At 57.5% G+C, this 20,986-nt stretch carries 23 protein-coding genes; 1 reads left to right on the plus strand and 22 read right to left on the minus strand.

The annotated features are described in order from the left end of the window. Window positions 1-401: 401 nt before the first annotated feature. Window positions 402-830, plus strand: a complete 429-nt coding sequence (locus tag IQK56_RS07635; RefSeq protein WP_425274532.1) for a hypothetical protein — start codon at window positions 402-404, stop codon at window positions 828-830. Here the strand turns inward: IQK56_RS07635 and IQK56_RS31710 are convergent. The 22 genes from IQK56_RS31710 to IQK56_RS07735 all read right to left on the minus strand — a co-directional run bounded on the left by IQK56_RS31710 (window position 745) and on the right by IQK56_RS07735 (window position 20,835). Then, window positions 745-1,005, minus strand: a complete 261-nt coding sequence (locus IQK56_RS31710) for a hypothetical protein (protein ID WP_246500178.1) — start codon at window positions 1,003-1,005, stop codon at window positions 745-747. The two genes, IQK56_RS07635 and IQK56_RS31710, sit on opposite strands and share 86 nt — an antisense overlap. Further along, the gene (locus tag IQK56_RS07640) at window positions 1,002-1,373 is read right to left on the minus strand and encodes a hypothetical protein (RefSeq protein ID WP_193861759.1); all 372 of its coding nucleotides are present in this window, start codon (window positions 1,371-1,373) and stop codon (window positions 1,002-1,004) included. Before IQK56_RS07640 ends, IQK56_RS31710 begins: the two co-directional genes overlap by 4 nt. Beyond that, window positions 1,373-1,798, minus strand: coding sequence for a cell wall hydrolase (locus IQK56_RS07645; RefSeq protein WP_193861760.1), 426 nt, complete (start codon window positions 1,796-1,798; stop codon window positions 1,373-1,375). The genes IQK56_RS07640 and IQK56_RS07645 overlap by 1 nt, the downstream gene beginning before the upstream one ends. A 120-nt stretch (window positions 1,799-1,918) precedes the next feature. Then, on the minus strand, window positions 1,919-2,800 hold the full coding sequence (locus IQK56_RS07650; protein WP_193861761.1) for a GDSL-type esterase/lipase family protein: 882 nt from the start codon (window positions 2,798-2,800) through the stop codon (window positions 1,919-1,921). 62 nt (window positions 2,801-2,862) lie between these two features. Then, a complete protein-coding gene (locus IQK56_RS07655; protein ID WP_193861762.1) occupies window positions 2,863-5,202 on the minus strand; it encodes an SGNH/GDSL hydrolase family protein in 2,340 nt (779 codons plus the stop codon). Between the two features lie 58 nt (window positions 5,203-5,260). Then, a complete protein-coding gene (locus tag IQK56_RS07660) occupies window positions 5,261-7,972 on the minus strand; it encodes a host specificity factor TipJ family phage tail protein (protein ID WP_193861763.1) in 2,712 nt (903 codons plus the stop codon). Then, complete coding sequence (locus IQK56_RS07665) at window positions 7,969-8,364, minus strand: NlpC/P60 family protein (protein ID WP_193861764.1); 396 nt, start codon at window positions 8,362-8,364, stop codon at window positions 7,969-7,971. Before IQK56_RS07665 ends, IQK56_RS07660 begins: the two co-directional genes overlap by 4 nt. 10 nt (window positions 8,365-8,374) lie before the next feature. Continuing rightward, the gene (locus tag IQK56_RS07670) at window positions 8,375-8,878 is read right to left on the minus strand and encodes a DUF1833 family protein (protein ID WP_193861765.1); all 504 of its coding nucleotides are present in this window, start codon (window positions 8,876-8,878) and stop codon (window positions 8,375-8,377) included. A gap of 442 nt (window positions 8,879-9,320) precedes the next feature. Further along, complete coding sequence (locus IQK56_RS07675) at window positions 9,321-12,308, minus strand: phage tail tape measure protein (RefSeq protein WP_193861766.1); 2,988 nt, start codon at window positions 12,306-12,308, stop codon at window positions 9,321-9,323. Window positions 12,309-12,348: 40 nt separating this feature from the next. Continuing rightward, on the minus strand, window positions 12,349-12,600 hold the full coding sequence (locus IQK56_RS31715) for a phage tail assembly protein T (RefSeq protein WP_425274533.1): 252 nt from the start codon (window positions 12,598-12,600) through the stop codon (window positions 12,349-12,351). Then, a complete protein-coding gene (locus IQK56_RS07680; RefSeq protein ID WP_122756878.1) occupies window positions 12,558-12,983 on the minus strand; it encodes a phage tail assembly chaperone family protein, TAC in 426 nt (141 codons plus the stop codon). The genes IQK56_RS31715 and IQK56_RS07680 overlap by 43 nt, the downstream gene beginning before the upstream one ends. Before the next feature lie 9 nt (window positions 12,984-12,992). Next, on the minus strand, window positions 12,993-13,721 hold the full coding sequence (locus IQK56_RS31720; RefSeq protein ID WP_122756879.1) for a phage tail tube protein: 729 nt from the start codon (window positions 13,719-13,721) through the stop codon (window positions 12,993-12,995). A 64-nt stretch (window positions 13,722-13,785) separates the two neighbouring features. After that, window positions 13,786-14,151, minus strand: coding sequence for a DUF3168 domain-containing protein (locus tag IQK56_RS07690; protein ID WP_193861767.1), 366 nt, complete (start codon window positions 14,149-14,151; stop codon window positions 13,786-13,788). Beyond that, window positions 14,151-14,636: an HK97-gp10 family putative phage morphogenesis protein gene (locus IQK56_RS07695; RefSeq protein WP_193861768.1), complete on the minus strand. Its 486-nt coding sequence runs from the start codon at window positions 14,634-14,636 to the stop codon at window positions 14,151-14,153. The genes IQK56_RS07690 and IQK56_RS07695 overlap by 1 nt, the downstream gene beginning before the upstream one ends. Then, entirely contained in the window at window positions 14,629-14,964 is a 336-nt protein-coding gene (locus IQK56_RS07700; protein WP_193861769.1) for a phage head closure protein, read from the minus strand. The genes IQK56_RS07695 and IQK56_RS07700 overlap by 8 nt, the downstream gene beginning before the upstream one ends. Further along, window positions 14,961-15,299 (minus strand): head-tail connector protein, encoded by a 339-nt coding sequence (locus tag IQK56_RS07705; RefSeq protein ID WP_193861770.1) that lies wholly within the window; start codon window positions 15,297-15,299, stop codon window positions 14,961-14,963. Before IQK56_RS07705 ends, IQK56_RS07700 begins: the two co-directional genes overlap by 4 nt. After that, a complete protein-coding gene (locus IQK56_RS07710; protein ID WP_193861771.1) occupies window positions 15,296-15,475 on the minus strand; it encodes a hypothetical protein in 180 nt (59 codons plus the stop codon). Before IQK56_RS07710 ends, IQK56_RS07705 begins: the two co-directional genes overlap by 4 nt. Before the next feature lie 35 nt (window positions 15,476-15,510). Next, on the minus strand, window positions 15,511-16,674 hold the full coding sequence (locus IQK56_RS07715) for a phage major capsid protein (protein WP_193861772.1): 1,164 nt from the start codon (window positions 16,672-16,674) through the stop codon (window positions 15,511-15,513). Window positions 16,675-16,677: 3 nt separating this feature from the next. After that, window positions 16,678-17,340, minus strand: a complete 663-nt coding sequence (locus IQK56_RS07720; RefSeq protein WP_146476566.1) for an HK97 family phage prohead protease — start codon at window positions 17,338-17,340, stop codon at window positions 16,678-16,680. An 18-nt stretch (window positions 17,341-17,358) separates the two neighbouring features. Continuing rightward, window positions 17,359-18,492, minus strand: coding sequence for a phage portal protein (locus IQK56_RS07725; RefSeq protein WP_206691780.1), 1,134 nt, complete (start codon window positions 18,490-18,492; stop codon window positions 17,359-17,361). A gap of 136 nt (window positions 18,493-18,628) precedes the next feature. Beyond that, a complete protein-coding gene (locus tag IQK56_RS07730) occupies window positions 18,629-20,350 on the minus strand; it encodes a terminase large subunit (RefSeq protein WP_193861773.1) in 1,722 nt (573 codons plus the stop codon). Beyond that, window positions 20,350-20,835, minus strand: coding sequence for a phage terminase small subunit P27 family (locus IQK56_RS07735; protein WP_193861774.1), 486 nt, complete (start codon window positions 20,833-20,835; stop codon window positions 20,350-20,352). Before IQK56_RS07735 ends, IQK56_RS07730 begins: the two co-directional genes overlap by 1 nt. Window positions 20,836-20,986 lie beyond the last annotated feature (151 nt).

Consider the following 20,986-nt stretch of genomic DNA (forward strand, 5'->3'; position numbering starts at 1 on the left):
ACCCCCACCATGTCAAGGTGACCACGAAACAGATACAACCTTTTGATATGTAAAGAAAACATACCATTTTTCTGCGCATCCAAAACAGACAATACGCTCTATATGAATCAATAACTTAGCGTTGGATATTCCTACAGTACTCTGCCCAAAACAGCCTACACGCCGCTGATGCAGCAGTATGGGCTTGATCAGGGCGCGGGCCTTTCGGCTGGCGGGTTTCCGACCATCGCTGTCTAAAACCCTAGCCTCATTCTGGAGGCTTTAGGGCCAATGAAACCGGCTTAGCGCCAGGTAGTATTAGACAGCAAAGCCCCCCCCCCGGCGTCCTGCCGACGAACACCACTCCCAAACCTGTCACGCCTCGATTACTGTATGCGCATACAGTATTGAGTTTGCACGCCATGAACATCGACGAAGACACCTCAGCCTGGCTTGGCTGCCCTACCCCCCTAGAAATGTACAAGCACCACTGCTCCCTGCTGGAAGACGAGCTGACCCAAACACAGGCCATGCTCCGAAAAGCCCGGGCGAACATCGCCGGCCTTGTCCAGCTGTGCGACGAGTTGACGACCGGCAAGGCATCCGCCGAGTCGGCACTCAAGAAAGCACTCGACAATATCGGCACGCTTAACCTTGAAAACTCCGGGATGGACAGGAAAATCAGCAGCCTTGCCGCGGTTGCCGATCAGCGCGACCACCTGTTCAGGGAGAACCAGCGGCTGTTGATGGAACTGAATCGGCGTGCTACTGGCACGCCCCAACCGCCGCAACCAACTGACGCTCATAGCCGACCCGCTGTCGACGCTCAGCCAGAAGCGCTCGCACCTTGAGCTCCAGGCTGTCCGCCTTTCTCAACCCTTGCGTCGCCCATGGCGGTACCGCGACCGGCGTTGTTTTGCACGGCACCTGCACCGGCACCTCGACACGAACAGTGCGCACTTCCGGCTCCCTGGCCGCGCAGCTGACCAGCACCAGGGCAAGCAGCATCACGAGCACGTACCTCATAGCCCCAGCTCCTTATCAATGATCGCGCTGGCGGCCTGGGCTGGATCGCCACCGGTTCGCTCTAGCAGCAGATGGTTGGCAGCGGCGTAATCGGGTTGTGCATCCTGCTTGGCTTTCTCCTGGGCCAGCGCCGCGTTCCGCTCGCGCAACTCACCAGCCAGCACAAGCTCGCCAAGCTTCCTGCCCTGCTCGCCGGCGAGTGCTTCAAGATTGTCCCGAGCTGATTTGGTGTTGGCCAGGTCGAGGTTGGCCGCATCAAGCAGCGGACGGTAATGTCGTGAGGCGAGCCAGGCCCCGCCGCCGGCGCCGATAGCGAGCAGAAAGATCACTGCCAACCCCAGCCCGGCAAGCTTCTGCAAAGGCGTCATCAGGGCACATCCTTGAAGAATACGTGGTGACCGAGGAGCAGGGTCTGCTTGGCCTTCGCCGCCCATGCCGGGGCCTTGGGCATCGTGGTTGCGTAGTAGTGCGTGGCGCCGCCCGTTGGATCCGGTACCGAGCCAGACATCACTTGTTCCGCAGCGCGCTGTGCCTGAGCGAACTGCGCCGGCGGGATCGGCTTCAAGCCGCTAAGGTAGGCGTAGTTCGGGTCGTTCTGGTTCCAGCAGCTGAACTGCCAAGGCTTCAGGCACACGCCGGCGTAGCCCTCCCCCCACCAAGACGTGGCCTTGCCGTCGAATACTCGGTTGCGGATGGTCCAGGCGACGGCGATCTGGCCGTCCAGCCCTTCGCCGCGGGCCTCGCCCCATAGCGTGCGCGCCAGGATGTCCCGGTCTTTTTCGAAAGTGGTCATACTTTTCTCCAGGCAATAAAAAACCCGCTCATGGCGGGCTCTGTTTAATATTTTTGGTTATGGTTCACTGCGAAAATATAGCCTCTAAATATATCTGCGTTATGCTCTTGCCCGTCCCACCTAGGACGACTCGATTGCCGAAATAATGTTGTTCGACGTAACCAGATGCCCAGCAACATTCGGGTGCAGCCCGTCTGCCAGATAGGCGCCAAGATCAAGGCCATCAAAGGCGGCATAGTTGTCGATGAAATCTACGCCGCAGATCTTCGCGGCCCTCATCGTCGCCGCTCGCACCGAATCCATGCCGAACCGGTAGATGGTCTTTGGCTCAACAGTCGATGGGTTGGCGCACATCATGATTACTTCTGATCGCTGCTTGAGCGTGTTGACCAGGGTTACCAGGTTATCGGTGAGCGCCTCGGGTGTTTGGGGGTTCCTGGGCGACATTCCTCGATCATTAGTGCCAAGCTGTACAAACACGAAGTTGTCATCCCTTAGCAGTGCAAAGTTGCTGCCATCCCCAGACGTAATTAGATTCCGCGCCAAGTAGCTTGAGGTGCTGGCCCCGTTGATTCCTTGGTTGCTGATTCTTACCGACTTGGCGGGGGTTGAGAATTCAACGATGGACTCACCGGCCGGTGAGGATGACCAGTTAGAGATAGAGGCCTTTGCCTCGGGCATGAAGGTCTCGCCCAAGTACCGTTTCAGGCTGTTGACGTAGCTCTGGCTGGCGAGGTTGTCGCGCGGATCGGCAAGTGTTCCATTGCGCGGGGCTGGGCTTGGCCCTTGCAACGTGCCGGTGCCCCATGTGATGGAGTCGCCAAGGAAGGCGACTCCCGTGAAAGCAACGTTCGGATCGAGCAGAGCTTTCTTCAGTCGGGCGAGCTGGCCACCGTTGGCCTGGAACGTGCCGGTGCCCGAAAGCACGGAAGGCAGCAGCTTGTAAGCCGGATACGCCGCTAAAGCCACTGCGGCGACTGATAAAAACTTTCTCCGTCTCACAAGGTGCCCTCCATAAAACGAGCATTCTAACGGAACCATCCGGCGTATCGTAGGGCAACTGGCTATCGAAGCTCAGACCATCGACCGATAGTCATGCCGCTCACTGCAACCAGATAGGTTGCACCAGGCGGAACCACACCAAAAAGCTGGCCACTGGCACCTGGCGTCGTGTTGTTGGTCTGGAATATCCCTATAACGATGCCGGCGACGGTAAGGGAAAAACTGCCAGACGCTGACGGAGTATTGTAAACAGACAGCGTTATCGACCTTCCGGTGCTGTTTGTATAGGTCGTTCCTGCCGCACGGCTTGCTGTAACGTCCTGCCAAGTCTGCCCATCACCAATGCCTCTTGGCCTTGCCTCAAGGTCCGCGACACGGCCAGTAAGATCGACTGCGGATGAAAACGACGACGCTTCAAGCGAGTTAATGAAGTTCCTGGCTTCCAGTTCGTAGCCTGCTTGGTTGAGGTGCAGTCCGTCGGCTGAAAACCCTGGGACCAGGGTGAGGCTTTGGAACGCCGCGTAGCCATCAACCATATCAATAGATCGAGCTTTGGCCGTTTGATAGGTGACGCTCCGAACCTCTTGCATGGTGAATGAATAGGTGGCTGGATCTTCTGTGGCTGGGTTGGAACAGCAAAGAACAATGTTTGCTGTTGGGCTGATGGCTTTAACGGCGTCAATAAACAGGTTGTAGTTAGCCTTGAAAGCGTTAGAGCCCTTTGGCCTGCTGGTGGCGCTAATGCGGTCATTGGTGCCGATTTTGATAATGACGTGGTTATCATCCGGCAGCACCGCCAAACCATCGGCAGGCGCGCCAACCAAATTTGATGCCCGATAACTAATAGAAGAAGCGCCGTTGATGCCGTTGTTTGTGATGCGAATTACCTTGTCGATGGTGATACTTTCAAGGCGAAGAATCCGCGTTCCGGCCTCGCCGTTCCTGCGGGTCTTGATCTCAACAAGTGCGTTGCGCACATATCCAAATGTGTGGGTTCGGTAGTTGTTGTTGGTGATGTCTATGAATCCGTCGACGCCCGCGTGAGTACTGAACAAGCCTTGCGATACGCCGCCGACAACCAGTTCATAGTAAGTCGCTGTAGCCTCGGTGCAGCCGAAGCCGAGCTTGAACGACGTACCCGTAAAGTTGAACGACAGCGTGTGACCTGTCTCCACGGCCACGTTGGCGTTAGTCATTGTCCGCTGGGCATAAGTGATCGGAACAGGAGTGGCTACTACGGCGGTGGATATGCTCGCGCCGGCGGCCTGCACCAGGGTGAAATCGCCGTCAGAGGGGAACAGGACGTTGGTGGCGGTGTAAGTAGCAATCGACTGGCCGGTTGGCGCTGTTGGGTGATTCGACAGGGCCGGGGCCGCATCGCGCGCGAACGTCTTGCCGACATAGCGCTTGATGATGTTCACAAACGACGAGGTGCCGAAATAGTCGCGGGCGTCCGAAAGCGTGCCGTCTCGCGGGTTGGTTGTCGCCTGCTCGGTGCCGTTGCCAGATCCCCAAATCTGCGAGTCACCGAGAAAAACAATGCCTGTCATCTGCTCCAGCGGATTGCTGAGCCCCTGGAAAAGCGCGGCAAGTTGCCCGCCGAAGAGGTGAGAGTGGTGTGGCTGAGCCGCGAAGGAGTTCGAGATCATCGCGGGCTTGGTGAAGCCCCCAATCTTGAAGAAACCGTTTTTGTATCCGTTCTTACTTGGTACTGCGTCGACGATAAAAGTACGACCGGACAGATCCACCAACAGCCCCTGATGTAGGGCTTCGAACGCAGAAAAAACAGCCGTGTAGTTATCTGTTGGCCCTAGACCCGAGGCAAAGTCCAGCGGACCGATTTCATCATCGAGCTTTGACTTTAGGGATCTGGCAACGCCACCAAGACCTTGGTATGTAACTTTTGAGCTGCCATCTACAGCCGCGAGATCCTGCCGCAAGGCGGCATCTCCGACGGTTACAAACTTCGGCGCGTCTGTAGCCCAGTTCCCGGTTGTCGTATAGGGAATAGATGCTGATGCAGCTATGCGGTAGTACTCGCCATCCTTCCAGATGATTTGATTACGGGAAGTGATTTCGATGCCGGCCGCATAATTACCCATGGGCTCGTATTGCGAGTTATCCATGAGCTGTTGAAATCTATCGTTCTTGTCATTCTGCGCCTCGACGAATTCGGCCTCGCGCTCCGACTGACTTAGTGCAAACTCCTCACCGCGTTGGGTCTGCGCCTGCTGGAAATCATTTTCGATACCTTTCCAGCTTTTTCTATCTCGCCCCAAACGATCTTTAGTGGAATCCTCTTCCCCTGTCACAAGCAGATCAACTATTCCGGCGGTGTCATAAAGATCACGCGGATCGCTGGAACCATCAGGCTCTACTGGGTTGCCGGTATTGAATCTCATGTTTTCTCCAGGCACAAAAAAGCCCGCGCAATGGCGGGCGTGCTGATTTTGATTCCGGTCAAGCCGGTGGGAAATTGTTGTCATCTAGGTAAACGCGGTCATCGTAGTTCACAGCGTTTACGTTACAGCTAACGGTGCCACTGGGATTCACCTCCTTGATGAGCGCCGGGTAGCAGAACTTCGCTTTCGGACCGAACTGCAGTACCGGCGCGTCCATTGCGCTATCGATTACTGGCGTGAAATCCAGCCCAGTGATGGTCAGGCGGTAGTCATCAATTCGCGTGGCAACGTACGGCCCTGAGGCGCTGCCATCTCGGCGGCGCAAGGCAATCCAGTGCTCGCCACCGGCAGACCAATCTAGCCGTTCGGATGAAACCAGAAGGTGCTGAGCACCCATAAGTGCGTAGCCCTTGAGCATTGAGCTTTGGCCGTAACCTGGCGTGGTGTCGCCCAGGAGGGCGTAGTCCAGATACCCACTGTTCAGCGCATCCAGTTCAGTGGAAAAGCTGTAGCGTTTGCGCTGGAAAACCTGTTGCCGGCGGCGCCGCATGCCGATACGCCAAGCCCTGACCCCGGTAGAAACACCCTCGACCTTGATCTTCTCTGCACGCGCCCCAGCATCACCAGGTAGGCGGCATTCGATCGTCTCGATCTGCCAGGTGCTTTCGTCGAGATACTCGACATCAACCCCATCGAAGTCATCCGCGGTTACGTGTTCGGCCTCCCTCTTGAGCGGCCTTGTCATGACCTGAGGATTGTAGATGTGATCGAAGTCAGGGCCGCGAGGCTCATCACGCACCGGGCGAATCAAGCCACGATCAATAGTGAGCTCAGCAAAGCCGGCTTGTAGCGCCTCGATCATGCAGGCCTTTACGGTGCTAGCCGAGTCAATGGTCCGGTCGTAGTGGTCCCCCCTCGCCGTCCAAATGGCCTGTAGGCGATCCAGTTCGGCAAGATCAATGTCGGAGTCGCCGTCATCCACTGAATAGCCAACGCTCCGGGCGATGTAGCCGATCCATGCCGCGATGTCGCGCGTGGGCTCTTCGGCTGTCCACGCCCCGCCCCTCCGCGTAGGCAGGATGCGAGTCGGGATGCAGGAAACTTGGCTTTCAGATTGGGATGCGATCCGGTTTCCACCCTTTACGCGCAAAGCGATCGTGGTAACGCCCTCATAGCTTGTTGGGGCCGGGAGGTTGGATCGCAGGCCGTACCACTGAATAGTGTTGGCGTCTTGCGTGCTTGAAGACTTAGCTCCGATCCTTCGCATTCTCACCTCGGGACGAATATTGGCTGGGATGTCCATATATTCCGTAAAACCAAGCTGATCCAGCGTACTGGCGGTGTAGGTCTTAGCAAAAGATGTCCATGCTCCAGCCGTTGCGATGTCGCGGTATTGCATTTCAGCGGTTACAGACAGGGGATCGAAATCCCCTTTTACGCCGACGTGAGCCAAGCCCTGCGGGAAGAATACATCCCAAGCAATTCGTCTTGTGGTTGTGCCGGGAGGGCAGGCTGGGAATGGCCCAGCCCAGTCGCCTTCTTGGGTTGATCCATCGAGCCTTAGCGTGGCGCTAGAAGTCGTCAGTGCTTCGTATCCTGGCCAGGCGGCATCGGACTCTCCTTCATTATTCAGTCGATCAACGCTGATTGCGGACGTGCTCGCGGCGATGATTCGATAACGAAGTCCGCGAAAACCAATCCCCATCACTAGGCTTGACCCAAGTTCAAGCCCTGTGGCGGCGCCTCCTGCTGCCCAATCAAGTGTCATTTCGTCAGGATCAGCACCCAGACCCGGGGCGTATGAGGCAACCAGGTAATTACCGGCGTTTGCCCCAATAATCTCAATCGGCATCCCGACGTATGGTGCGATCTGACCCAGGCTTCCGCGAATTACATCACGTCCAGCGCCGCCGTCGACCACTTCATATGGATATCCGACCTCAATGCGCACCATCATCCCGGCGGCCCAGCCATCTGGAAACTTTCCCGCACCCGATGGGACAGTGATCGTGAACCCTGCGAACTGATATGACTGAGCTGACGAGCTAGGGGAAACGGAGTAGGTCGACTTAAGCTCAATACCGGCGGTGCCAGTGGAGGTTGCACCAACCTCGGGCGCCGAATGCCACCACTTGGCTGAAGACTCTGCAGACAAATCCGCCCCAGGCCCATAGATCGTGAATGTCGCGTCGCCCCCCAAGGAGATAACTGGCGTATCCCCTATGGTGAGGCTGCTGACGGGGATATTGAATTTCCCTTTGCCCACGCAAAGCAGCATTTCAATCCACTGCGAGCGAGCATCGAGAAAATATCGATTTGGCGGCAGGGCGTAGTCGGGATAAACGCGCTGGCGGCCTGCTATTTCCCGGACTACCGCATTCAGTTTTACTTGGTTACCTTTTACGGTTGCCAGGCCTAGGTCGTTGCCGCGACTGGTACTCCCACCGCTATTTAGCGAGGGCATTCTCGGCATCATTGCGGACAGCACGGCCTTTGCGCCGAATACCAAAGCCAAGGTGATTGAGAACGGATCCGTACCCTTAGGCTCGCGATAAATCTCGACTTGATCCTCTGGGCCGAACTGAATTGCGGCCCACTGCGTCGGCAGCGCGCGCTCGCCATTGACGAACACGCTCACCGGCAGCGCCGCTGGCTCAACGTGCTCTGGCAGACCATCAGCATGGAACCACGCGAGCAGGCTTTGGCGAGATCTGACTTCGTAGGTCTGGGCCGGAAAAGGCACGATCTTATTGGGGAATACGGAGATCATGGGCTGTCCCGGTAATAGATGATGGTGTTGTGGTCTCGCTCCCATTGATGAAGGGGCAAGCATCGCGCGCCGCGTGCAGGGTTTATCTCCAGCACCTTCAGGCGCCCACCAGAACCGACGACCAAGGCAACGTGAATGCAGATGTGTCCCCGCATCACCGCCGCGATTGCCCCTGGTTCTGGATCGCACACCTGCATGTGGTCCGACTCGGCGCGATAAGCACGAGTGAACTCTTTCGGCTCGGTGTTTCGCACATGCCCCCAGCTTGGTAGCAGGCGCCTACCCTGGTGCTTATGGCGGGCATCCCTGACCAACCCCCAGCAATCAAACTTTTCAGGCCCGCGTGCGCCATCCTCATACGTGCAAGACAGATACTCGTTGATCCATTCCATAAGTAGGCCTTTACAGGTATTTGAGGGCTGGCACGAACTTGGTTGTGTATCGGGCGCGAGGCCAGGCAGTACCGATCAGGTCGAAGAATCCACACGGAAGATTGGCGTTATTACTTTCGAACGAATCGCTTTGAACGGTCATTCTGTACGGTCGCTCGCACGGCGCTGAGAGGTCGCTTGCTAGATAAACTCGGTAAGTGGCGGTGATACGGGCATTCGCCTCCAAAGCCTGATCCGCCTTGTGGCGAACCTCTCCTGTGGTGTTATCCACGCCGAACGCAAGAGCCTGGTTTCCCTTATTATTCTTCTGCGGGAGCGCTATACCGATGTTTGCTGCGGTGAAGCTGAGCACGCGGCCATCCTCGCTGCCGCAGATTCGATCTTTGAAGCCGTTGCATATCAGCACTGGATCCCACGCCGAACAAGTAAGCTCAAGGGTTCGGACGAAGACTTCGTTGCCACCGGAAGCCAACGCCTCCCGGTAAATGAGATTGAGAATGGTCGGATCTATCATGCCTCTGGCCACTCCCTGTTGATTGCTAGGTCTACGATATTCATCATCAGGATCCATTCCGGCATGAGCTCAGCCCAGCCCGGCTCTAGAATCGGGCGCTCACGTAGCTCGCATCTGGCGGTAAATTTCCAATGGCTAACGCCGACAAGCTCTGGCCCAGCAGGTGATTCAGTGAATCGAACCTCTACCTTGCGTATGCCGCCCGGAATCTTCAGGGGAATTAGGAACCACCCAGCCCTGGCCACTTGAGAAGCCCAAGCCTCAAACAGCAAAGCCTGACGTTCTGAGCAGATCCACGCTAAGGGTACGAAAGTTGGCACAGAGTCGAAGATGATCCGTTGTCGAGCGCGCCCGCTCTCCATGGGGGTTCTGGCTATATTGTTTATTGGCTCGAAGGCGTAACCCTCACGTAAAGCACAGGGCAAGCCATTTGGGTATTCATTCATTGGCCTACCGCCTGAAGTCCATATTTCGCCTGCAGGGCCTGATGAGCAGAGCCGTCACTGAGTACGTTAGACACCCACACGTCAATGCTGCCATCGGAGTTTTGCCGAGACTGTCCAGCCCTTGATGCGTCCTCATAAAGGTTCACAACCGGAGCCTTCTGGCCTTGCTGACTTTGGTTCGACTGAACCTTGCTCAAGGTTCGATCAAGCTTCGCACTCGTCTCGGCGGTGGTAACCCGCTCACCTTTCTGCAGCAGCCAGGTTCCGTCCTGAGGAACCGAGTCGATACCATCGTGAGCCATGCCCGCCAGCGCTGAAGCAGCAACGCCCGCTACCATCGGTGCAGTGATGCCGGCAGCCGCGGCGGCAGCGCCAGGGGCAAGGAAAGGACCTACGATTGGAATAGCCGCGGTGCTGGCAAAGGCTGCAAGCTGAGCTTGAAAGGATGTAGCTTGTGCGTTTGCAATGAGAGCGGTCGCGGCGCTGGCCTGCGTGGCCTTGCCGGCAATGAGCTGCACAGCTTGGTACACCAGCCACTGCGCAGCCATTTGTGCCAGTGCATTGATAATACTCTTGGCCATGGTCGCGGCCACGTTGACGAACGCATCCCCCAGGCTTTCCGACTCCAGAATCATTGAGGCGATACCATCCCCAACGGCTCCCGTCAGCGTATCCAAAGTGCTGGCCGTGAAGTCTGCCGCTTGCTGCTGGTAATCCATAGCGGTATCGCGGTAGTTCTCCCATGCAGACGAAACACCATCGAGCCAATTGTTTTGAGCCTCGTCCTGTTGCTCGTAATAGTCCTGTTGGATTTCCATGCGCTGGGCCAAGGCCTCACGCAATAGCTCGGTCTCCTGACTGTAGAGCTCTTCGCTTATTTCGCCGCCGTTGTATTGCTTCTGCAGGTCGGCGAGCTGCTTATTGAAGTCCTGCTGAATAGCAAGATCAGCCTTCAATCGCTCCTTGAGCTTGTCACCACTGCCTGCACCTGAAAGCTCGATCTCGAAGCCCATTCGCGCGGTCTGGTTACCTTCGGTCAAGGTTGCGCCAAAGGCGCGAGCCTTAGCTGCATCTTCGTTGGCCTGCTTAAGCTTCTGAAGACTATCTAGCTCGGCCGCCAGGCTCTTTAGGCGATCTTGCTGCTGGGCATTAATACCAACAAGCTTGCCGGACTCGATCTCGAACTGGAGCTTGGAAACTTCGGTCGCTTTTTTCCTGGCATCAGCACTGGTATTGATAAGCGCGATCTGACGCTGGTAGTCGGTGACAGCATCTTCTCCGCGCTTACGTGTGGCGGTCTCGGCATTAACGGCGGCCTTGGCTGCGCTCTTGGCCGACTCAGCTCTCTTCTTCTCGGCCGCTGCCGCAGCCTCGCTGGCATCCAAGGTTTTTGCCTTGGCTATAAGAAGCTCGCCCTCCCCTTCCTTGAGCCCCGTCACCAATCCGGCACCAATACGTGCAGAGAGTTTGTCGGCGTTCGTCTTCTTTCCTGCCAGTAATATCTGCTCGTCCAGCGTCTTGGCCAGATCGCGATAGGCCTTTGACTGCTCAATCGCAGGAGCAGCGGACAGAATCCCATTCAGGATATTGATCTGGTCGCCAAAGGCTTCAACTTTTTGGCGTGCTGTATCGAGCTCTCCCTGGGCAGCAATCAGTGACTCATTCCATTCACGCTGCCGGGAATCATTTGGATGATCGCGCAGCAGGCGCTGGTACTGGCTGACGGCGCTTTCTGCGTCAATGGCGCGCAGCTGCGCATCCAGAAGATCCTTGTTGATGTCCTGCAGCGCAGCAGCCGCCTGGTTCTTGGTGAAGCCCTCAAACGACTGACTTAGCAGATCAACCTTGCTAGACAATGTGGATGCCGACTCATCGGCGTCATCGCCACTTAAAGCGAAATACGCAAGAGCGCTTGCCGCGAGCAGTACCACTCCTGCCGGACCACCAAGAAGAGCCATGGCAGCAGAAGCGCCACGGGCTGCAACGCCAACACTGACGATGCCTGCGGCGGCGGCAGGTGCCACACCAGCCATGCGAGCCAGTGCCAGCTGATATCGCACGGCCTCAACCTGTCCCACCACAAATGCCGCGGACGTTGCTATGGCGCCAGCGGCAAGGCGTGTGACCAGAATAATAGCCAATGCAGAGGCAGCCTGCGCCGTGAGGTTTAGGGCCGTCTTTGCCTTGGGATCGGAAAGAACAGTGGTCAGGCCCTCGATCGCAGCTTTTGCGGAATCCAAGCTGCCCTCTCCTGTCAGCAGCCCAGATACCGCGTTTCGCAAACCATCCAGCGCTCCGCCGAAAGTATCGCGCGCGGCGGCGGCTGCACCTCCATATGACTCCTCGAGAGATTTGAGGATGATTCCCTGGGCGCTCGCGACATCCCCGGTAGATTCGAAAGATTCGGCCAGCTTCTTCTGATCTTCGGTAAACCTGAATCCCTGCTTACTCAGCGAAGTCAGCCCCTTCGAAGGGACATCAAGTGCGCGACCTATCGTCTCGGCCGCCTGCTGTACAGCCATCCCTGTTCGCGCGGCCATATCGGCAGCAGCCTGCAGAGCTCTTGGGAACTGCTCGCCGACTACGCCGGTGAAAGCAAGAAGCGCCGTCTGCGCCTGATTGATATCTCCGCCTGAGAAAGTTGTGGCCTTTTCCATGGCGTCAGCCATGTTGTTTAGCTGGTCACGACTAAACCCCGCAGCCTCGCCGGTAGAGCGAAGGACAGCTGCAAGTTGCGCCTGCTCTTTCTCAGCAGCCTGAGTCTCAGCGATGAAGGCTGTGAAGATGGCGCCAACAGAGAGCCCGGCAAGCGCACCTGCAGCTACTTGGCCTAGAGCCTCCCAGGCAAGCGCGGCGACATCAGCCGAATCCGCAATAGCCTTGCCAGATTTTCGCGCAGCTGCCTCGGCCTTGTCCAAAGGCCCGGTGAAGCCACCAATCCTGGCTATAAGGTCGAGCGTCAGCGTTCCGAGTGTCGAAGCCATTGGCTACCCCAGCGTGTACCGTTGTGGTTGATCGATAGCCTCAGGCCCAGCTTGCGAGAGCCTCTTCCAAGGTCAGTTCAGGCTCAGACTCATGCGGCATAAAGTCGTAAATCTTGTAGCGGGCTTTGTCCGTATGGGTGTTTGCATAGAGCGTGGCCAGCAGTGCGCAACCGCGCTCTATACGCATTCCCCAATTGAGCGAACCGCGCTTTCGCCTGTACTCAACCCAGCTTCTGAATTCCGGAAGACTCAGTCGCTCTTGGGCTTCCGCGATCGTGCAGGAGAACGTGATCGCGAGCTCGTGCCAGACTTCGTCGAAGTCGCTGAGGTCTGGGTCTTTCCCAGGTTGTTCACCTCACCAATGGCTGTGAGCAATGCCGTGGTTAGGTTTCGATCCAGCGATCCGCGCTCCGGGTCTGCATCGCCAGTGATATCGGCGACAGTGAAAACAGGTGCACCCGTTTCATCGCAAATACTGGCCGCAATCCGGCCGGCGATGCCGTCCTGCATCCCAGCTGATGCAATCAAGTCGCTGACCGCAGCTCGGTATCCCAGCGGTCGCACAAAGACATCGCCCTCCAGGGCTTTGCCTCCCTGCTCCCACTTGATCGTTTTCTTCACAGGGGCGCCGGTAAAGGCACCCACCCCCTTGAGGCTTTCAATGCTGAGCTTCATGGCTTGTCCTTAAGTGGTTTTGCGGATCCAGGCGGAACCGCCAGAGCGCTGAATCGTCGCGGCGGTGGTCACAACGGTGTTGGCCGCAAAGTCGAACGGGAAGTCGGAGACGTACCCGTCGAAAACAAACCAGGTTCGGGTTGGCGGAAGAACGAAATCATCACCATCACCAAGTTCTGCAGTAGCGGTTGCACCAGAGCCGGCGCCGCCTGTGAATGCAACAGTTGGTGCGCTGGTGTAACCGGTGCCCGGAGATGTGATGTTGATGCCGGTAACCGCGCCGCCGGCGACGATGGCCGTTGCAGTAGCGCCTGTACCGCCGCCACCCGTGATCGCCACTGTCGGCGCCGTGGTATAGCCAGTACCGCCAGACAAAACACTGATGGCCGCAAGAGAACCCGTAGTGCCAATGGTAGGGGCGATGCCTTTACCATCAGACCAGCCAACAACCCAGCGGACGCTCTCGATAGAGTCATCTTCGGAAAGCTGGTGCAGGCGCACGTGCGATGCGTTCCGAGGGTCTGCGTTCAGGCTGAGTGTCGCCTGGCCGGGAGTTCGAAGACCCCGCATATAGCTGCGAACCGTTTCACTCAGACAGGTGGTCTCGATCTGGTCGGCAGGGTTGCCGCCAGGACTGAAAGCGGTAGCGCACTCGATCTCCATAACCTCGAAGACCGATGGATTACCTGCAGTGGGTACCGCGGCGTAAATCTGGGTTCCCTGTGAAAGGATCGACATGGCGTTCTCCAAATGTCGGGCATAAAAAAAACCGCACTCGGCGGGGTTGTTTTGGGTTTCAGCGTTATCGAGCAACGAGCCAGCTCACGTCGAAGCTGTATCGGTAATTCTTTGTCGTCGGGTCGCGGCTCTCACCGCCCCACCGAATAATGTGGGCCATCAGCTCGATGGCGTCCCTTATGGCCTTGGCCACGGCACGAGCTTCCTTGCCGGTCGCAGCATACACATCGACCTGCAGCGTGTAGCCGTCGATGTCGGGCCGACCGGCGAGGTAGTTCTCAGGGTCGCCGCCAATGGTTTGCCATACCGCATAGGGCTTGGGAACGTCCTGCGGCGCGTCTCCGAATGGGTAAAGGTGTTGCGGTACCGACCCAAGCAGAGAGACCACGCCTGCATCAGCGGCGCACACGGCGTTGATTGGTGCAAACATCAGCTGTTGCTCCTTGACTTCGCGTCACGACGAATGGCCCTATCCAAGGCTTTCTCGAACTGGTTAGCAAACTCATTGGTAATTTCGCCGATATGGTCCTCAAGGGCTGGGCGCGCAACAGGATCAGCAGCGATATGCTCAGTACCGAATTCGAGCAGCCGCCAGTGCGGCGTCGGGGCGCTTTTTTCGGTGCTGCCGTTCTTGATCAGCACCGCCCCATGCAGCACGCCAACGCGAAACCCCAGGTCACCGGTACGGCGAAACAGGCGGCCGTTCCAGCGCAGCACGATATTGTCGGCAATGGAGCGCCCCGTGTCCGTATCATCCCAGCGCCGGGCACCTTCTTTGAAGTTTTTGGCAACCACCTCGGCAGCGCGCCGAAGCGCGGTGCGGCCAGTCTTACGTTTGACTTCATCATTGACCGTGGCCAACTTTGAAAGCAGGCCGTCAATGCCGACAAGGCTGAACTGGATGTCGTTAGCCATCATTCACTCCCTCGGAATAGGGTAGCGTCAAGTAGTCCAAGCCTGACTTGGGGTCGGGCAGCACGCCCTGGATGTTGTAGATCTGCCCGCGATAAAACCCACGCATCTGCGCCTTGATATCTGCACGACGGCGAATAACGATACGACCAGCGATCTCAGACTGAACGGCCTGGGCAGCTATGAACTCCCGTGCGCTTAACGGTTCGATAGCGGCATAGACATTCGCAACGTCGACCCACTCACCTGCTGTAGGCTCCAGGGTTTCAGGGTCGACGCCTGGGACCAGCTTCTGAAATTGCATGCGGTGTCGCAGATCGCCAGCCCTCATCGCGCATCCTCCGGCTCAGGGTCGATAACACCGCGCCAATTTCTGGAAGCCCAAAGCAGCGAATCCACAGCCAGGGGTAGTTCGGCGGTAATGGTTCCGATCACGACCGCTTCACGAGTCGCGTACGAGTGCCCCAGCAGCAGCAAAAGCGCTGCCTTGAAGGACGCGGGGAAGTCAGCCGCCAACTTTAGCGCCGGGTTGTCGCAATACCACAGCGCCCAAGCCAGGGCCGATTCAGCGTAGAGCTCGATCAGGTCGTCATCGTCTTCATGGTCGACGCGAAGATGCTTTCGCATCAAGGCGATCGTCAGTAGATCGGTGACGGGGATGCTCATTTTTTACCGCCTGCCTTCTTGGGGGGTTCGGTGGTGGCTTCGGACCCAACGTCTTCTGCCAAGTCCAGTCCGATCAAAGCCTCGGCATATTCGTCCTTTACTTCACGAACTTCGAACTGGCTGAAGTTGCCGGCGTGGTAGTGCGAAAACTGGCGCAACGCGCGAATCTTGATCATGACGCAATCGGGGCAGTTACCTGCCCCGGCCTCGGTTATGGTGCGGTTGCGAAAGGACCGGTGATGATCGCGGTTGGCCGGTAGTGAGCCAGGGCCAGGCGCTCTTCACAGAGGATGGTCAGCATGTTCTTGACGAAGTTGTCGCGATCTTCACGGCTGACTTCGACAGTTGCGTCCATGCGGTCCCAGACCTGAGATGCCAGATCAAAGCCGCCGACGGTGAACGTGCCCAGGGCTTGAGCTTTAGTGGCAACCACCGGCAGGCCCCACATGACCTTGGCAGCGAACGCAGCTGGGCCGCCGAAGATGTAACGACCGTCAGCGTCTTTCAGCAGTGCGATTGCGTGCCAGTCACGCGGATTGAGGATGATGCCGGAGGCTTCAAACTCAGACTCACTGGTCTGGAAGATCGCGTGGGCAATCTTGTCAGCACGGGTGTCACCGGTCACGTTCAGCGCTGCGTCGTAGGCCGTGGCAACCTTGTTCAGGCCGGTCAGGTTGTCGCCGGTACCGTCACCGTTCAGCAGCTGCCCTTCCTCAACCAGGGCAAGGCCGAACAGCAGTCGGTTATTCACGTACGACTCGAGCATCGGAGCATCGTCCATGACCTGGCGCGAGGCCTGAATCCAGTGAGCGATGGTTTTGACGTTCGCCGTTTCCTTGGTGAACGTCAGGTTGGACTCGGGCTTCAGCGTGCCCTCCGCAACAGGCGCCGCGCTGTTGGTGAAAATGTTCTCACGAACATATTCCAGAGAGTTCGAACTGATTCGGCCCTGCGCGAGCAGGTCGCGAATGGTGAGACGGCGCAGGCCCGGCATCAAAATACCGGCGTTGCGCTGTGGCTCGATCAATGCGCCGGCGGAACCTGCCGTACTGCCGAGCTGCTTGTTGAAGCTCTTGACGTCGACCTTGCCCGAGGACTTGCCATCCCACGACTTTTGAAGATCGATTGCCGTTTGTTCTGCGAAGGACTTCTTCGTTTCCGGATTGTCCAGGTTACCGGCGGCAAGCTTTTGCTCCAGGTCGAACAGGCGAGTGCCTGATTTGGTCATCTCTTCCTGGACGGTTTGGAGATCGGCCTGCAGCTTTTTACTGACCGCACCGGTCTCGGTAATTTCTTTTTTCTGCGCATCGAACAGTTCAGTCATGTTCTTTTGCGACTCTTCGATAGCCTTTTGGATTTGGGCCAATTCGGACATGGTTTATTTTCCTACAGATGGGAAGGACTTAAGGCGATCAAGGATCGCGGTGATTTCGCCACCTTCGGAATCGCTCCGAACTGCGGACTTAATCCGGGCCACAAGACCCAGAGCTTGCGACTTGGACAAACCGACCGAATCCCTCAGCCAGTGCTCAACATCGCGAATAGTGGTGATCGACTCCATCGACTTCATGGACTCGATAGTTGCCAGCTCATTGGCTGGAAACGTGCAAATACTGATCTCTCGCAGGGCCGCCACGCTCTTGAACGCGCGACCGGTGGCGATCATGTCGAAATCGTCTTTCATCACAGTGAAGCCGACAGACATACCCTCAACAGTCTTGTGCTCCATCGCGGCGCGGAGGTCGTTAGAAACAGAAAGCCCCGGCGTGAGCTCGCCGCGAACGATCAATCCTTTGCTGTCCTCTTCAAGCGACTGCCATTTGCCCACGGGCAAACCATAGGTCTGATGGTTGAAGAACATCCCAACCTGACGGCTCTGAGTGCTCAAGGCTTTTTTAAACGCGCCCGGAAGAATGATGTCGCCATCCGAATCGATCACATCGAAAACGCTGGCATATCCCTCGAAAACCCCAACCTTTCCGCCGGAATCGAATTTGATCTCAGCCTCAGCGAACGCCAGGGTCTTTTGGATGTTTGACATTTGGCAGCTCCAGAAAAACTAAACCCCGCTGGGTGCGGGGTTTGTTTGGCCAAGTTGGGTAAGCGGTACGTTCTGCGACTGCCTGGTGGCGACATCGCCCCCGGCAACGGGTGGCCGGTTGTTGACTCGCCTGCCTTCGTTGATCGTCAGCAAGCCGGTATCAACCAGCGTTTTCATGTAGTTCGCCCTGGCGGTAGAGTCACCACTGAGAAGGCCGTCGCGGTTGTGCTCGGCATGGACTCGGCCGAGGTCGGACGGCTTTACCAGCCACCGCAGGATGCTGCACTCCCAGATCTCCAAGTAGGGATCAAGGGCGTACTGTAGGAAGCCGAGGTTCTGTTGCTCGATGCCGGATCCCCAACTGGTGGACTTTTCGACATCGCCCACCAGGTGGGGAGGTACGCCAAAGAATCTGGCCAGCTCACTAACCTGAAACTTCCGCGCCGCCATCGTTTCAGCGTCCTGCGGGCTCACACCAATAGCCTGAGTGGTAAAACCGCCCTCAAGGATCCACAGCCGCTTTTTCACCGGCCCGCCGGATATCTCCTTGAAGTTCTCTTCAACCTGGGCGCGCTGCTCTTTATTGAGAACCTTGCCATCACCAGTCATCAGCAACTGTGGAGACTTCGCTCCGTTCGCGTAGAAGTCTCGCTGCTGATCCTCCATGGCCACCGCCACACCTGCGCTCTTAGCAGCAAACGCTATTGGGGAAAGCCCAACGAGACCATTGAAGCCGAACCCCTTGAGGTGGAATATTTCTGATTGTTTGAAGTCCGCGTACTCATTGTCGCGGCGATATCGATACACAACCTTGCGGCCTTCAAGCCTGACGTCCATGTTGGCTGAAAGAAGCGGGACAAGACTGATCACATCCCCCGTGCTGTTCCGCTCGATCAGTGCGTAAGCGTTGCCGTAATAACAGAGCTGCATCGTCATCGACACGCGGAAGTCGAAGGCGGTCATGAAAGAGTTGGGGCTATACCGCAGCAACCGCGCCAGAGGATTATTGAGATCAGCCTTTCTGCGGTCATCACCCGTTGTTTCAAATACATCCAAGGGCATGCACGCGGCGACGCTGGAAATCAGCCTTACACATGCGAACACCGTGGATATCTGGAGCGAGCGTTCATCGTTGACGACCGAATCACCCACTACACCCTGGGCTGAAACGGGTCCTGTCTGAGAACCTTTTTCCGGTGTAACCAGGCGGCCGCGACAAAGAAGCTCGCCATACGCGCCCAGAAGGGACTGCGCGTGCGCAGGTCGATGCTGTAGTCGGTATCTGCCATTACATGCTCATCGGTCTGGAGAGGAAGTCGTCGACAGAGCCTGGCACCTCAGCGTTCGCCAGGATGCGGCCTATCGTCATGATCAGCGCGCCGGCGCCGTCGATCTTGTTGTCATCACCCTGCTTGATCGGGCGTACGACGTCATCGTTGCCCGGCAAGTTCTTGCCGATCACGTTGCCGACGCACCAGGTCATGATCGGATTACCGTCGTGATGGAACCGGCCCGCTTCTATCGCGGCTTCCAGCTCTTTCATCGGGTCCGACATGTTGGTGTAGTTCTGCGTGATCGTGACCGGGTTGAAACCCTGGTCATCAAGGTCATGACTCAGGCCTGTCGCGCCATGAGGGTCAATCGGGCATTCGCGCACTGGGGCTTGGTGGTTCGCCTCCTTGGTGTCCTCGAGGATCTCGCGGTAGTCGACCTCTGCGCCGTCGGTTACATCCAGATGCTTGGAGTGAATCCAGGCTTGGAAGCGCTCAGCCATCCGCTTGTTGTCGGTGTTGAAGGCGGTGTCGTAAGGAACCCAAAACTTCGGCGCAATGCTGTAGTAGTGGTTCTTCCCATCGATGACGCGCCAGAACAACCGGGCTCTGGAGTTCATATCAAGCTTTCGCGCCAAGTCGAAACCAGCAATCCACTCCTGCCCCTCGAACTGCTCCAGGGTCAGCGACGTGTCTTCGCATGCCTTCCAGCTTTCCATGTTGTAGAAGCCGGACTTGGCGCTCACCCAAAGGTTGAGGTGCTTGGTTTTGAAGGTGTTGGCAAAGCGGGCCGAGCGAATCGCTCGTGCCTGCTGACTCTCCAGGTACTCCTGAAACACCGAGACGCCATGGTTCGGGTTGGCCTTGGCCAGCATCTTCGGATCGGTCCAGTCGTCGCCCTCGTCGAGCGTCCAGATCCAGCCGAACAACTCCTCGTCCGGCACGGTGCCGTTCAGCATCTCAACGACCTGGCGGCGCTTGTCGTAGCACGGACCTTCAATGTCAGCGCCGGCGGTGGTGATGATGAACATCAGCGGCTGGCGCCGTGCGCCCATGCCGGTGAGCATGGTGTCGTACTGAGCTGACGTTGGGTGCTCGTGGTATTCGTCGACGATGGCGCAGCTTGGCGAGGCCCCGTCGCCCGGGTTGCCGATCAGTGGCTCGAAGCGGCTGAAGTCGGACGGGATATTCATGTTCGAGGCATTCACCTCGATGCCAGCAGCCTGAATCAGCATCGGTGACTTGCTGACCATAAGCTTTGCTGGACGGAAAACCTCCCAAGCTTGCTTCTCTGTAGTCGCACCCGCGTATACCTCGGCACCGAATTCGCCATCGGCAACGAACATGCTGATGCCCACGCCACCGGCAACAACTGATTTGCCGTTCTTCCTGGGCACTTCCCAGTAGCTTTCACGGAACCGCCGGTGCCCGCCCTTCTTCTTGACCCAGCCGAATGTCACGGCCAGGCCGAAAAGTTGCCAAGGCTCCAGCGTAATCAGCTGACGCTTGAATGCCCACTCGCCCTTGGTGTGCGGGAGCAGCTGCATTAGCTTGAGCTTTTTCTCTGCCTTTGCCGGATCGAACTTGAAACGGAAACCGCGCTTGCGGCTTGCGGCCAGATCATCGAAGTGGCGCTGCACTGCCTGGTGGATGTAACGGCATGCCGGGACCTTGCCGCGAAGCAATGACCGACCCCACGCCATTGCCTTATCGACATTGGGGTGGGCAGATTTGGTCATCAGGTTCTCAGCAGGTTGGCAAATTCGTTGGTTTCTTTCTCCTTGTTGCCGCCGATCAGTCGCGTGCGACTGGCCGGGTCCAGGCCCAGCATCGAACCGAAAGTCACCATCTGGCGCATCGTTTCGTTCGCGGCGGTGAGTGCGGGGTTCTTCATCGGCCCACCAGTGGCGCCGGTGACTACGATGCCATGCAGATGGATCGATTCCTGCGCGAGTCGCCAGTTGTCGTAGGCGCTACAGAACGCCTCGACGTTGTGCAGGTCCGTGATCGCCACCACGTTCTCACGCAGCAGCTCGGGAACAATCATGTTCCACATGGTGGCGGCCCGAGGGGTGAACCACTCTGGCGGGTCAATCTGGGTGATCTTGGAAAACTGCGGCTCGGCTGTGTTCAGCGCGCGCTTGCCGGGGTTTCCGGCGAGCGCTTTTTTGGCCGTTGGCTTGGGTTTGCGACCACGGCCGGCGACCGTGGCGGTGCCTCCCATCGCGCAACTCCTGACTTTTTAATTTCGCGGGTGTAAAAAAACGGTTGAGGGCGCGGTCTAGAAGCGAAAAGGCCCAGACTTTCGACCCTCCCCCTCCCTTTCTGCGCAAATCGTTCTCATTTGGTCGTTTTCGGCTGTTTTTCGGCGACTT

It is taken from the genome of Pseudomonas cyclaminis (genome assembly GCF_015163715.1).
GTDB classification, from domain to species: Bacteria; Pseudomonadota; Gammaproteobacteria; order Pseudomonadales; family Pseudomonadaceae; genus Aquipseudomonas; species Aquipseudomonas cyclaminis.